Consider the following 12,676-nt stretch of genomic DNA (forward strand, 5'->3'; position numbering starts at 1 on the left):
GCCCCGGCCGCCGACGTGCGCACCCCGTGGCGCATCTCGGCGCGACCACTGGGGAAGGGCCGCAGGCGGACGAGGTCGACCGCTGCAGGCAGCGGTTCAGAAGGGTGGCGGGTCGTCGGCCGGTGGCGGTGGGCTTTCGCCGGGTGGTGGTTCGGGCTCGGCGGGTGGCTCGGAAGGTGCTGGGCGTCGTAGCCCGGGTGGTCGGGTGGTGCGGGTGACGCCGGAGGGCGTGGTCACGGTGAGCACGCCGTCGGGGGACATCGCGAAGCGCCAGCCGGGGGCGAAGGTCTTGAGGCGGTGATGGGAGCGGCACAGGCAGCAGAGATTGGTGCAGTCGGTGGCCCCGCCGCAGGCGTGGGCCAGGACGTGGTCGAGATCGGCCCAGCCGACGCGTTGGCCGCAGTTGGGAAACCGGCAACGCCGGTCGCGGGTGGTGACGAACGCCCGTTGCCGGGCGGTGGGGGTGTAGGCGTCGGTGGCCGGCGGCGGGCCGAGCACCGGACAGCTGCACCGGCCGCTGGCACCGCCGTGGCTGCTACCGGGGTCGCTGTGCCCGGGGTGGTGTGGGCAGCCGCGGCGGGCCAGGCGGGTCAGCTCGGCAGGGGTGAGGGTGGCCAGCAGCCGCCCGTCGGGGCCGGTGAGCGCGTAGGCCAGCGTGCCGCCGTCAGGAGCGGTGAAACCGAGGGTGCCGACCCGGGTGAGCAGTTCGCGCAGGTGGGCGGCGGTGATCGGCAGCCCGTTCACCTCGCCCGGCGTGCTGCCGGTGCCGGCCAGCGCGTCGAGGGTGGCGGTGACCGTGACGTTCGCCGCCACCTGCGGCAGGCCGGAGTCAGCCGGCCGGCGGATCAACGTGGACAGCACGTGTGCCCGCAACGCCCCGATCGGGCGCGGGTCACCGTCGGCCTTGAGCATCCCCGCGAGCTGGTCGACGAGGTCGTGACACTCGACGGCCTCATCGGTGGGCAGGTCCGCGGCCAGCGTCGACCGGCCATCGGCGGGTGAGGGGTACACGCGGACGTCGGCGTCCTTGGCGGCCTGCTCCCGGCGCTCGTCGGCCGCCGCGGCGTCCAGGGACAGCATCAGTTCGGTGGCCCGCTTCTCCAGCCGGGACACCGACAGGTCGCTCGCCTCCCCGAGCAGTGCGTCCTCCACCTGCCCGGCGATCTCGCCGTTGGTGTGCGCGAGCACGTCGGCCAGCGCAGTGGCGCGGCGTTCGTCCAGTTCACCGGCTGTGAGCGCCGCGAAGGTGGCCGGCAACTTCTCCGACCAGGTCAGCGCCCGCCGCAGCCTCAGCGAGGCGGTGCCCCGCCCGAGGTTGAGCACCGCCGACAGCTCGGCGAGGAAGAACTCACTGATCTCTGCGTCTTCGATTCCGCTGGTCCAGCCGGGCCGGCGGGCACCGGGGGAGTTGGCTGGTGGGTCGAGTGCGGCGGGGCGGTGACCGGCCAACTGGAGGATCAGCTCTGCCTCCTCCGCGGCGTCCATCGCCCGCCGTCGCTGCACTCCCTGCAGCTGCGCGGCCACCCGCTCGTCGGACCACGTCGACCCATCCGGCTCCCCGTGCCAGGTGCCGGTGAAGAGGACGTCGACCCTCGCACCGAGGGGGCCCGGCGGCACCGCGGTCGTCGTCATGGGTCGAACATACGTACGGGGTCTGACAGTTTCCGCGGCCGCCAGGCGGCGGGTGAGGTCGCCCCGGGTCAGACCCAGCCGGTGCGCCGCAGCGGCGGCTGCGCGCCGCCGGTGCGCTGCAGCAGCACCTGGTTTACCCCCATGTGCCCGGCCTCGAAGGCCAGCGCGCAGGCGGCCATGTAGAGCCGCCACACCCGCGCCCGGCCCTCGCTGGATGCCGCGACGGCGGCGTCCCAGTCGGCCTCTAGCCGCTCCACCCAGGCACGGAGCGTCAGCGCGTAGTGCTGGCGCAGCGCCTCGACGTCGAGCACCTCGAGGTCGCCGGCCTCGAGCAGGCCGGTGATCTCGCCCAGGCCGAGCAGCTCGCCGTCGGGGAAGACGTAGCGGGCGATGAACGTGTCCGGGTCCCAGGTGGTGGTGCCGGCGTTCCAGCTGATCGCGTGGTTGAGCAGCCGCCCGCCGGGCCGCAGCAGGTCGGTCAGCCGTGCGACGTAGCCGGGCATCTGCGCCCGCCCCACGTGCTCGGCCATCCCGATGGAGCTGATCGCGTCGAAGGGCCCGTCCTCGACGGTCCGGTAGTCCTGCACCCGGATGTCGATCCGGTCGGTCAGGCCCTCCTCGGCGACCCGCTTGCGGGCCAGCCGGGCCTGTTCCTCGGACAGCGTGATGCCGACGACGGTTCCGCCGTAGCGCTGCGCCGCGTGGATGGCCAGGCTGCCCCAGCCGCAGCCCACGTCGAGCAGCCGCATCTCCGGCTGCAGGCCCAGCTTGCGGCAGACCAGGTCGAGCTTGGCCTCCTGGGCGGCGTCCAGGCCGGTCTGCGGGGTCTCGAAGACGGCGCAGGAGTAGACCATCGACGGGCCGAGCACCAACTCGTAGAAATCGTTGCCGACGTCGTAGTGGTGGGAGATCGCCGCGGCGTCGCGGGGTCGGGAGTGCCGGCTGCCCACCCGGCCGAGATCGGCCTCCTCCGGCGGCGGGGTCGGCTCGGGGCCGAGCGCACCCAGCCGGACGGCGGTGCGGAGCAGGCCCAGCCGCTCGGTCGGGGTCGCCGCGGCCATTGGCCCGGTCCTGGCGAGCCGGCCCACCGAGCTCAGCGCGCCGAACGTGGCGAAGACGTCGCCCTCGATGTCGATCTCGCCCGCGACGTACCCGCGCGCCAGGCCCAGCTGCCCGGGGGACCAGAGCAGCCGGCGCAGCGCCCGCCGCGACCGCACCGCCAGCACGGGTGCGCCGGCCGGGCCGGTGGCCGACCCGTCCCATCCGCGCAGCCGGACCGGGAGCTCGTCCGTGCCCAGGACGGCGCCCAGCGCCGCTGCCAACCGGTCCGCGACCGTCTGCCGTGCCATCTGCTGCGCCACCTCGTCCGCTCAGGCCAGGAACGACCCTTCGGGCGACGATGGGCGGGTCGTCATCTGGTTGTGCTTCCCAACCTACTCCCGCCCAGGTGCGACGGGGAACCGATCATCCCCGGTCGGCGGCCTGTTCAGGGGGTTGCGGCGCGTCCCTCCTCGGCGTCCTCGACCACGGCCACCGAGGTGATCCGGTGGACGGCGAACGTGCGGCTCTCCCCGCGGCCCTCGTCGAACCCCTGCAGGAAGCCGCCGACCAGGGACACCGGCTGCACGACCCGCTGGCTGCCGCTGCCCTGTGCGTCGACGTAGCCGAGCCAGACCGGCAGGCCCTCGCGCACTGCCCGGGACAGCACCTCGAGGGTGTTCGCGGTGGTCACACCCGGGATCTGCCGCACCGGGTCGGTGCGCCGGGCGGCTAGTGCCGCGTCACCGGCGCGGATCTCCCGGACGGTCGCGGCGAGGTCATCGGGGGCCAGTGGCCGGGGCCCGGCCACCGGTGCGCCGCCCGGCCGGCGGCCCACGGCCCGCGGCCTGGCCGGGGGGCGGGTGAGGACGGCGCCGCCGGCCGACTCGCCGGCCGGTGCGTACCCGGCGGCCCGCAGCACGCTGAGCACCTCGTCGGCGGCCAGCCCGCTGACCAGCACGCCGGGGGCGAGCCGGCGCAGCTCGGCGTTGGCGGTGCGCCGGTCGTTGACCACCTGGGAGAGCAGGCCGTGGTCGTCGGAGCGCACGTAGCTCTCGATCGCCCCGACCCGCAGCCGGCCGTGCTGCCGGGCGACGTCGTCCACGAGGTAGTCCAGCGCCTGTGGCACCGGGGTGCGGGAGGCGCGGGTGAAGAAGTCGTGCAGGTCGGTGGCCGACCAGCCGTTGTCCAGCGCGCGCCGCACGCTGCCGTCGGTCACCCGGTAGACGGTGGCGCCGCCGGAGGACTCGACATCGGCGACGACGGCGAGCACGCCGGCCAGCTCGGCGACCAGCGGCCCGGGCGCGATCAGCGACAGGTCGGGCTGGGCGAGCACGTGGTCGACAGGTGCGGGGAGCAGGCGGCGCATGCCGTCGGCGGCGCCGTCCGCCCCGTCGCGCAGCAGGCCCCGCCCGCCGGTGCCGAGCACCCCGGCCACGGCGACGCCCAGCCGCTCCGCCTCGGCCAGCAGCGCGGGGACCGGTGCCAGCCGGTCGGCCCGGCGCGGGGTGCGCCAGCGCAGCAGCTCGACCAGTTCGTCGGCGCGCAGACCGGTGCCCGGCGGGTACTCGGCCAGCACCGCCAGGGCGGAGCGGCGCAGCGCCGGCGCGGTCTGCCGCACCACGTCGGGTGCCAGCACGTTGACCGCCTTGCCGGCGACGTCGCGCTGCCCGACCAGCGAGATCAGCCGGACGCTGGTGAGCCATCCCTCGGCGAGGGCGGCCCAGCGGTCGGGGAGGTCCTGCTCCCGCCACACGTCGTAGCCGCGGGTGGGCAGCCACTCGTCGCGGTGCGCGCCGCCCACGTCGACCAGCCCGGCGGCGTGGGCCAGCTCCACCAGGAACGCGACGTCGGTCTCGCTGATCCTCAGGTCGCGGGCCAGCCGCTTCTGGTCGCGGACGCCGAGCCCGCCGCTGCGGAGCAGCCCGGCGGGCTCCTCCTCCAGGGCGGTGAGGACGTCGGACACCCGGCCGATGACCTCCAGCGCCGCGCCGGCCGCCTGCTGGTCGACCGAGGCGGGGTCGCGGCGGGTGATCTCCGGCTCGGGGCGCACCCGGGCCGGGCCGTACGGGCGGTCGCCGCGCAGCGCCAGGCCGATCTCCCGGGGCAACTCCACGTTGATCGCGTCGATGCGGGCCAGCAGGCCCTGCTGGAGCAGCCGGCGGGCCGGGGTCAGCGAGCCGCCGTTGCTGTCGGGCAGGTGACCGACCGGCCGGTCGGCGGCCAGCCGCTCCAGCACGGCCCGCTCCTCGTCCTCGAGAGCGGCCAGCACGGCGGGCAGGTCGCGGGGGAGCGGCACCCGCAGGTCGACCGCCCGGCGGCCCAGCCCGGCCGGGTAGCGGACCGAGCGGCGCACCTGGTCGGGGGCGTGCAGCTCGTCGTCACCCCACAGCAGCGCCCGGGTGGTGAGGGTCTGCACGGCGTCGGCGACGACGTCGGCCGGCACGTCGGGCAGCAGTTCCGGCAGGTCGGCGCGGGCCACGCCGTCGGTGGGGGAGAGCAGCACGGTGTCCAGGGCCTGCAGGGTCGCGGCATCCAGCTCGTCGAGGGCCCGGTCCACCGAGACCGGCACCGCCAGCCGGGTCGCCAGCGCGACCACGTCGGAGGGCGCGGGGCGGGCGACGTCGGGGCGGGTGGCCAGCAGCGCGCCCAGCTGCTCGTCGGAGCGGGTCCGCAGCCAGGCGGCCAGCGTGGCGGGCAGGTCGGCAGGCATCCGCTCCACGTTACGGCGTCGGCCGGCCGGGTGTCCGTGACGGCGAGGACCGCCACCCCGTTCGGGGTTGCCGCCCAGGACGGTCCGGTCCGCCGTCCACCGGCTCTGCGACCATCCCGGGGTGCCCGCCCTCGACGACCCGCAGACCCGCGCGGCGCTGGCGGCCCACCGGGCCGGCGCGCTGCGCTGGCTGGGCAGCGGGGCCATCGCCGTCGTCCTCGGGGTGCTGCTGGCCGCGGCCGCCGTCCGGATCGCCCGGGACGGCGGGGAGCGGCTCCCCCTCGCCGGGGTGGTGGTCGTCGCGCTGCTCTGCGGGGGATCGGCCGCGGCCGCGGCCGGGGCCGGCGGCCTGGTGCGCACCCGCCGCTGGACCACCGCGCTGGCCCGCGAGCCGTGGCGGCTGGGCCGGCTGCGCGTGGCCGGCCCGTCGGTGCTGCACGTCGAACCGGCCGGCTTCGACGAGCACGGCGACGAGCCGCTGCGGCTGCGGCTGTCGTCCACCGCCGTCTGGCGCGCCCGGGCCGTGCAGCAACTGGCCGACGCGGAGATCTCCTACGCCCCGGTCGCCGGGCGCGAGTGGGTGCTCACCGCCGACGGCGCGGGCACGCTGTTCGGTGCCCGGCCCCGCGCCTGGCGGGGCTGAGCGGCCCGGCCGACACGACGGGGGCGCGCCGGGTGTGTTCCCGGCACCCGGCACGGGAAGATGTCCGGGAACGTCCCGGCGGAGGACCGCCGGGCAGCACCGCTACTGGAGGCGACATGGCCAAGCGCAAGGAGAAGCACGCCCACCTGGTCGAGCCGACCTGGGGGCAGTCCGAGGGCGACGGTCCGCCGGTGACCGAGCTGATCAGCGAGATGGCCGGGGGGCTCTCGCCGTTCGGTGAGGACCACGCCTTCCCGCTGCCGCCGGAGCGGCTGCGCTACGCCCACCCCACCGACCGCCCGAACCGGGCCGGCCTGATGGCGGGCGAGTAGCAGGACCCCTGCCCCCGAACCGGGCCGACACGAGGAGAAGACCATGACCCGACCCGCGCTGCCGTCCTACGGCAACGGGGCCTCGACGGTGCCGCTGCTGGGCGACACGATCGGGGCGGACCTCGACCGGACGGCAGCGCGGGTGGGCGACCACGAGGCGCTGGTCGAGTGCGCCACGGGCCGCCGCTGGACCTATCCGCAACTGGTCGACGAGGTCGATGCCTGCGCCCTCGGCCTCGACGCCCTCGGCGTGGCGAAGGGCGACCGGGTCGGCATCTGGGCACCGAACTGCGCCGAGTGGGTCTTCGTGCAGTACGGGACGGCGAAGCTCGGCGCGATCATGGTGAACGTCAACCCGGCCTACCGCACCCACGAGCTCAGCTACGTGCTCCGCCAGTCCGGCATCTCGGTGCTGGTGGCCGCGCCGTCGTTCAAGGCCAGCGACTACCGGGCCATGGTCGACGAGGTGCGCGCGGACTGCCCCGCGCTGCGCGAGGTGGTCTTCCTCGGCGACCCGGAGTGGGAACGGCTGATGGACACCGGCCGGGCCGCCGACCGCAGCCGGCTGGCCGAGCGCGAGCGGCTGCTGTCGGCCGACGACCCGGTCAACATCCAGTACACGTCGGGGACGACGGGCTTTCCCAAGGGCGCCACGCTCACCCACCACAACCTGCTCAACAACGGGTTCTTCGTGGGGGAGGGCTGCGGCTACACCGAGGCCGACCGGGTGTGCATCCCGGTGCCCTTTTACCACTGCTTCGGCATGGGGATGGGCAACCTCGGCTGCACGTCGCACGGCGCGACGATGGTCATCCCGGCGCCCGGGTTCGACCCGGCGCTCACCCTGCGCGCGGTGGCCGACGAGCGGTGCACCTCCCTCTACGGCGTCCCGACCATGTTCATCGCCGAGCTCGGGCTGCCCGACTTCGCCGACTACGACCTCTCCAGCCTGCGCACCGGGATCATGGCCGGCTCGCCGTGCCCGGTGGAGGTGATGAAGCGGGTGGTCGACGAGATGGGCATGACCGAGGTGACCATCTGCTACGGCATGACCGAGACCTCGCCGGTGTCCACCCAGACCGGTGCGGACGACGACCTCGACCGCCGGACCGCCACCGTCGGCCGGGTGCACCCGCACCTGGAGGTCAAGATCGTGGACTCCGAGACCGGCCTGACCGTCCCGCGCGGGACGGCGGGTGAGTTCTGCACCCGCGGCTACTCGGTGATGCTGGGCTACTGGGACGAGCCGGAGAAGACCGCCGAGGTGCTCGACCCCGCCCGCTGGATGCACACCGGTGATCTCGCGGTGATGGACGACGAGGGCTACCTGAACATCGTCGGCCGGATCAAGGACATGGTCATCAGGGGCGGGGAGAACGTGTACCCGCGCGAGGTCGAGGAGTTCCTCTTCAGCCACCCCGACATCGCCGAGGCCCAGGTGATCGGCGTCCCGGACGAGCGGTACGGCGAGGAGCTGATGGCCTGGGTCCGGCTGCGGCCCGGCGCCGAGCCGTTGACCGCCGAGGCGCTGCGCGCCTACTGCACCGGCAAGCTGGCCCACTACAAGGTGCCGCGGTACGTCAAGCTGGTCGACTCCTTCCCGATGACGGTCACCGGCAAGGTCCGCAAGGTCGAGATGCGCGAGGTCTCGGTCGGGGAGCTGGGGTTGGAGTCGGCGGCCGCCGTCCGGAACGCCTGAGGAGGAACGCCGCTCAGCGCAGCAGCTGGGTGGCCAGGCCGCAGAGCGCGGCCAGCACCACCAGCCCGGTGGCGACGGCGGCCGCCCGTGGCGACTGCCCGGCCGAGCCGGCGGCGGCGGCCTGCTGGCTGGCGTGCCGGCGGCGGGGGGTCAGCACGCCCAGCACGGCGATCCCCGCGACGGCGACCACCCCTGCCGGCAGCACCAGCAACGGGTCGCCGTCCACAGCGGCGGCGCGGGTCAGCAGCCCGGCGACCAGCAGCAGACCCAGCCCGGTGCGCTGCCAGGCCAGTGCGGTGCGGGCCGGCTGGGTCTCCCCGGCGCCGCGCGGCGTGCTCACCCGCGCACGGTCTCGACGACGACGAGCACCAGCAGCGCCACCACCAGGACGGCGACCAGCGCCGTGACCCAGGCCGCCGCGGCACTGACCGGCAGCGGCTGGTCGGCGGCGATCGCCCGCTCGTTGCGCACGTACCGGCGGTGGCCGGCCAGCGCGGTGAGCAGCCCGGCCAGCAGCAGCCCGACCGAGACGACGGGGCCACCGGCGGGCACGCCGAGGTCGGGGGCGAACTGGGTCATCGCGACCCCGCCGGCGACCAGGGCCAGCGCGGTGCGCAGCCAGGCGAGCAGCGTGCGCTCGTTGGCCAGGCTGAACCGGTAGTCGGGGTGCGGCGGTGCTGCGGGCCGGCCCGCCGGGGAGGACACCGCGTCAGGGTAGGGCCGCCGCCCGCCCGGCCACCGGAACGCCGCCCCCTCCCCGGCGGAGGCCGACTAACCTGGCTAGCGCGGCACCGCGGGCATCCCGCGGCCGTTCCCCCGGCCGTCGGGCCGGGGACCATCGACGAGCGACGACTGAGGGAACAACGTGCCCAGCGGCAAGGTGAAGTGGTTCAACGCGGAGAAGGGCTTCGGCTTCCTCGCCCGCGAGGGCGGCCCGGACGTGTTCGTCCACAAGGACGCGTTGCCGGCCGGGACCACGGAGCTGAAGCCAGGTCAGCGCGTGGAGTTCGGGATCGTGCAGGGACGGCGTGGCGATCAGGCGCTGCAGGTGCAGGTGCTCGACCCGCTGCCCTCCGCGGTCGCCGCCACCCGCAAGAAGCCCGACGACCTCGTGCCGATCATCGAGGATCTGATCAAGCTGCTGGACAACGTGTCGGAGGGGCTGCGGCACGGCCGGCACCCCGACAAGCAGGTGTCCCGCAAGGTCGGGTCGGTGCTGCGCGCCGTCGCCGACGACCTCGAGGGCTGAGCAGGGGTCCCCTGCCCCGCACGCCTCGCCGGCCCGGCGCGGGCCCCTGCGCGGCCTTCAGCCGGGCGGGGTGGACGTCGCCGTGGGCGGGGCCGCGCCGCCCGCCCCGGAGCGGATGAACCCGACCGGCCAGGCGCCGGACAGCCCGTCGCACGCCTCGGGGTCAGCACGCTGGACCACCACCAGGTAGAAGGCGTCCGGCGCGATGTCGGAGGAGTTGATCCCGTCGAAGACCGGGGTGTCCGGGTCGACGTCGACCTCGCCGATGAGCTCCTGGAGTTCGTCGTCGAACACCTGCACGCTCCACCCGTCCGAGGCCACCGCCTCGGGTACCCGCAGGGTGATCGGGGTGTCCATCGGCACCTCCAGGACCGGCGGCGAGCTCGGGTAGCGCTGCCCCTCGCCGGCCAGGCAGTACTGGGTCGGTCGGACCGGAACCTCCTGCCGGCCGACCTGCGCCGTGACCGAGGGGGCCGAGGTCTCCCCGGCATCGTCTCCGCCGCAGCCGGCCAGTGCGGCCAGCGCCACCAGCAGTGCCGCCGCGCATCGGGATCTCCTCACGCCCATCCCCCTCCTGGTGCAGCCGGGATGTCCCCAGTCCGACGCCGGCCGGCCCGGCTGGTGGTCGCGCCGGCCCGGCGCCGGCCGAGCAGGGTCAGCGCCACGGCGAGGACGAGCAGCGCGGCGGCGACGGTGAAGCCCAGCCAGCCGGTGGCCGGCAGCGAGATGGCCAGCACCCCGCCGGCCACCCAGGCGAGCTGCAGCACCGTCTCCGACCGGGCGAAGGCCGACGCGCGCTGCGCCTCGGACACCTCGCGCTGGACGATCGCGTCCAGAGCGGCCTTGCCCAGCGCGTTGGCCACGGCCGAGACACCGGCGACGACAGCGGCCATCGGGAAGCTGTAGAAGACCGCAGCCAGCACGGTGACCGCGGCCGCGCCACCGGCCGAGACCAGCACCAGCCGGTCGGGGCTCGTGGTGTGCAGCCGGGAGGCGACCGCGGTGCCGCCGAAGCTGCCGAGCCCGGCGGCGGCGGCGATCGCGCCCAGCGCCAGGGTCGCCGGCCACCCGCCGGAGACCGTCGCCTGCACGAGGAACGCCGAGAAGATCGTCAGGAAACCGCCGAGTCCGCGCAGCGCCGCGGTGGCCCGCAGTGCGGTGGCCACGTGCGGCCCGGCCGGCCGTCGCCGCCCGATCATCGGGATCTCGGCGGTGGTGAGCACGTTCGCCGGCTCCTCGCCGACCGAGACGTCGACGCGCGGGGGCAGCCGGACGGCCAGGACCGCGGCGACGGTGAACACCGCCGCGGTGGCGCCCAGTTCCCAGCTGAAGCCGAGCAACCAGGCCAGGCCTGCGCCGAGCCCGCCGAGCACCCCACCGGCGGCCAACCCGAACACCGACATCCGGGCGTTCGCGGAGGTCAGCGACATGGCCGGCGGGAGCACGCGCGGGACGACGGCCGCGCGCAGCACGTTGAAGCCCTTGGACAGCACCAGCACCCCGAGAGCGGCGGGATAGAGCGCCACGTCGTCGAAGGAGCTGGCCATCAGCACGGCGAGCACCGCCCGTCCGCCCAGGCTGGCGGCCATCGCCCACCGGCGGCCGTGCTGCAGCCGGTCGAGCAGCGGCCCGATCACCGGGGCGAGCAGGACGAACGGCGCCATGGTCACCAGCAGGTAGAGCGCCACGTTGCCGCGCTGGGCGTCGGCCGGGGCGGCGAAGAACAGGGTGCCGGCCAGCGAGACGGCGATCATCGCGTCGCCGGCCATGTGCAGGGCGTTGACCCCCACCAGCCCGGCCAGCCCGGTGTCGCCGGCGCCGTCGGCCCGGCTCGCCGCGCGCACCCGGCGCACGGCGGCGCCGGTGAGCTCCCGGCTGCGGGCCGCGGCCACCCGGGTGACGGTCACCTTGCGGCCGCCGGCCGAAGCCGGACCTGCCGCGCCGGGGAGTGGTTCCGGGGCCGGCGGCACCGGCGCGGGGCCCGGAGGCGCGGCGGGCGGGAACGGAACGCCGGCGACGGTGGGGTCGTCGTCGCCCGGCGGCTGCGCGGCGGCCACCGGCAGCGGCCGGGTCTGCGGACGGCGGACCTCCAGCGGAGCGGTGTCGGCCCGGTCGACCGCTGTGCCCGAGGGGCCACGCGGCGGGCGCAGCCGGCGGCGGCGCGGACCGGTGGGCGAGCTCACCGGCCCATCGTGCCGCACCCCCCGGACGGGGCGGTCGCGCCGGCTGGACGATCCGCGACAATGGGGTCGTGTCCGACTCCCTGCACCACGCTGCGCACGGCTCCACCCCGGACGACGTCCTGGCCGCGGCCGTCGAGCAGGCCCGCGCCGCTGCCGTCGAGGTGGCCGGCGCCCCGGCCGAGGTCGGCGATCACCTGGGCGTGCTGACGGAGCCCGTCGACCCGGAGGTGGCCGCTGCGGCCGACCCCGGCGTCCTCGGCGCCATGGCCACCCACACCTTCGCCGCGGCGCTGCCCGGGTACGTGGGCTGGCACTGGGCGGTCACCGTCGCCCGGGCGCCCGGCGACGACCAGGTCACCGTCGACGAGGTCGTGCTGCTGCCCGGCGACGAGGCACTGCTGGCTCCGGCCTGGGTGCCCTGGCACGAGCGGCTGCGGCCCGGCGACCTCTCGGTGGGCGACGTCTTGCCCACCACCGAGGACGACCCCCGGCTGGCGCCGGCCTACCTCGTCGACGACGACTCCGCCGACGACCCGGCCGGCCGGGTCGTCGCCGCGGAGCTCGGCATCGGCCGGGAGCGGGTGCTGTCGCCCGAGGGGCGCGCCGAGGCGGTCGCGCGGTGGCGGCGGAGCGACTTCGGTCCGACGTCGGCGATGGCCCGGCACGCGCCCGGCCCCTGCGCGACCTGCGGGTTCTTCCTGCCGCTGGCCGGCTCGCTGCGGATGTCGCTCGGCGCCTGCAGCAACGCCTTCGCCCCGGCCGACGGGCGCGTCGTGACCGCCGACTACGGCTGCGGTGCGCACAGCCAGGCCAGCAGCGACTTCTCCGGCGAGCCGGTGGAGGTCACCACCACGGCCCGCTACGACACCGCCGACTTCGATCGGCTGTGACATGGCGATCCTGCGGATCGCACCGCGGCCAGGTGCCGTTCCCGGCCGCCGCTGAGCCGTTGCCAGCGTTCCGGTCGGGAAGCCCCCGGCCCCCACGACCGGCTCGCTGAGCGCGCTGGCGCGCGCGGCCAGGTGATGCTCCTATAGATGGTCAAGCCGCTTTTTCAAGATCTTTGCCGGCTGCGGTGGAGACGAGGGCAGAGTAGATTTCGCGGACGAGGTAGCGCTTGAGGCAGCGGATGATCTCGGTCTTGGACAGGCCTTGAGCGGTGCGGCGTTCGACGTAGTCGCGGGTGG

The 12,676-nt window shown here is 75.5% G+C and carries 12 protein-coding genes; 5 read left to right on the forward strand and 7 right to left on the reverse strand.

The window, feature by feature from the left end; genetic code table 11:
- Window positions 1-96: 96 nt before the first annotated feature.
- From ACYVG5_RS14595 to ACYVG5_RS14605, 3 genes are all read right to left on the reverse strand, one after another.
- The gene (locus ACYVG5_RS14595; protein WP_222047054.1) at window positions 97-1,632 is read right to left on the reverse strand and encodes an HNH endonuclease signature motif containing protein; all 1,536 of its coding nucleotides are present in this window, start codon (window positions 1,630-1,632) and stop codon (window positions 97-99) included.
- 68 nt (window positions 1,633-1,700) lie between these two features.
- On the reverse strand, window positions 1,701-2,981 hold the full coding sequence (locus ACYVG5_RS14600; RefSeq protein ID WP_222047052.1) for a class I SAM-dependent methyltransferase: 1,281 nt from the start codon (window positions 2,979-2,981) through the stop codon (window positions 1,701-1,703).
- A gap of 137 nt (window positions 2,982-3,118) precedes the next feature.
- A complete protein-coding gene (locus ACYVG5_RS14605; RefSeq protein ID WP_222047050.1) occupies window positions 3,119-5,383 on the reverse strand; it encodes a helicase C-terminal domain-containing protein in 2,265 nt (754 codons plus the stop codon).
- 121 nt (window positions 5,384-5,504) lie between these two features.
- Between ACYVG5_RS14605 and ACYVG5_RS14610 the strand changes: the two genes are divergently transcribed.
- The 3 genes from ACYVG5_RS14610 (at window position 5,505) to ACYVG5_RS14620 (ending at window position 8,057) form a co-directional block, all read left to right on the forward strand.
- Window positions 5,505-6,026, forward strand: a complete 522-nt coding sequence (locus ACYVG5_RS14610) for a hypothetical protein (protein ID WP_222047570.1) — start codon at window positions 5,505-5,507, stop codon at window positions 6,024-6,026.
- A gap of 116 nt (window positions 6,027-6,142) precedes the next feature.
- The gene (locus tag ACYVG5_RS14615; protein ID WP_222047048.1) at window positions 6,143-6,358 is read left to right on the forward strand and encodes a hypothetical protein; all 216 of its coding nucleotides are present in this window, start codon (window positions 6,143-6,145) and stop codon (window positions 6,356-6,358) included.
- A gap of 43 nt (window positions 6,359-6,401) precedes the next feature.
- Window positions 6,402-8,057: an AMP-binding protein gene (locus tag ACYVG5_RS14620; RefSeq protein WP_222047046.1), complete on the forward strand. Its 1,656-nt coding sequence runs from the start codon at window positions 6,402-6,404 to the stop codon at window positions 8,055-8,057.
- Between the two features lie 13 nt (window positions 8,058-8,070).
- On the opposite strand, the gene ACYVG5_RS14625 is transcribed toward ACYVG5_RS14620, so the two are convergent.
- Both ACYVG5_RS14625 and ACYVG5_RS14630 read right to left on the reverse strand, forming a co-directional pair.
- Entirely contained in the window at window positions 8,071-8,397 is a 327-nt protein-coding gene (locus ACYVG5_RS14625; RefSeq protein ID WP_222047044.1) for a hypothetical protein, read from the reverse strand.
- Window positions 8,394-8,762, reverse strand: a complete 369-nt coding sequence (locus ACYVG5_RS14630; protein WP_222047042.1) for a YidH family protein — start codon at window positions 8,760-8,762, stop codon at window positions 8,394-8,396. The genes ACYVG5_RS14625 and ACYVG5_RS14630 overlap by 4 nt, the downstream gene beginning before the upstream one ends.
- Before the next feature lie 160 nt (window positions 8,763-8,922).
- On the opposite strand from ACYVG5_RS14630, the gene ACYVG5_RS14635 reads away from it, so the two are divergent.
- Window positions 8,923-9,306 carry a cold-shock protein gene (locus tag ACYVG5_RS14635; RefSeq protein ID WP_222047041.1) on the forward strand — a complete coding sequence of 128 codons (384 nt, stop codon included), beginning with the start codon at window positions 8,923-8,925 and terminating at the stop codon, window positions 9,304-9,306.
- A 57-nt stretch (window positions 9,307-9,363) separates the two neighbouring features.
- On the opposite strand, the gene ACYVG5_RS14640 is transcribed toward ACYVG5_RS14635, so the two are convergent.
- Both ACYVG5_RS14640 and ACYVG5_RS14645 read right to left on the reverse strand, forming a co-directional pair.
- Window positions 9,364-9,867: a DUF2771 family protein gene (locus tag ACYVG5_RS14640; RefSeq protein WP_460683291.1), complete on the reverse strand. Its 504-nt coding sequence runs from the start codon at window positions 9,865-9,867 to the stop codon at window positions 9,364-9,366.
- A complete protein-coding gene (locus ACYVG5_RS14645) occupies window positions 9,864-11,489 on the reverse strand; it encodes an MFS transporter (protein ID WP_460683292.1) in 1,626 nt (541 codons plus the stop codon). Before ACYVG5_RS14645 ends, ACYVG5_RS14640 begins: the two co-directional genes overlap by 4 nt.
- A 68-nt stretch (window positions 11,490-11,557) precedes the next feature.
- Here ACYVG5_RS14645 and ACYVG5_RS14650 point away from each other — a divergent pair, with 68 nt between their 5' ends.
- Window positions 11,558-12,379 carry a DUF3027 domain-containing protein gene (locus ACYVG5_RS14650; RefSeq protein ID WP_222047037.1) on the forward strand — a complete coding sequence of 274 codons (822 nt, stop codon included), beginning with the start codon at window positions 11,558-11,560 and terminating at the stop codon, window positions 12,377-12,379.
- Window positions 12,380-12,676 lie beyond the last annotated feature (297 nt).

This window comes from Modestobacter lapidis, from assembly GCF_054780755.1.

What these genes read in the sequence shown, in the direction of transcription:
- ACYVG5_RS14620 (WP_222047046.1), top strand. Translation starts at nt 6,402, where the DNA reads ATGACCCGACCCGCGCTGCCGTCCTACGGCAACGGGGCCTCGACGGTG.
- ACYVG5_RS14615 (WP_222047048.1), top strand. Translation starts at nt 6,143, where the DNA reads ATGGCCAAGCGCAAGGAGAAGCACGCCCACCTGGTCGAGCCGACCTGG.
- ACYVG5_RS14595 (WP_222047054.1), bottom strand. Translation starts at nt 1,632, where the DNA reads ATGACGACGACCGCGGTGCCGCCGGGCCCCCTCGGTGCGAGGGTCGAC.
- ACYVG5_RS14605 (WP_222047050.1), bottom strand. Translation starts at nt 5,383, where the DNA reads ATGCCTGCCGACCTGCCCGCCACGCTGGCCGCCTGGCTGCGGACCCGC.
- ACYVG5_RS14600 (WP_222047052.1), bottom strand. Translation starts at nt 2,981, where the DNA reads ATGGCACGGCAGACGGTCGCGGACCGGTTGGCAGCGGCGCTGGGCGCC.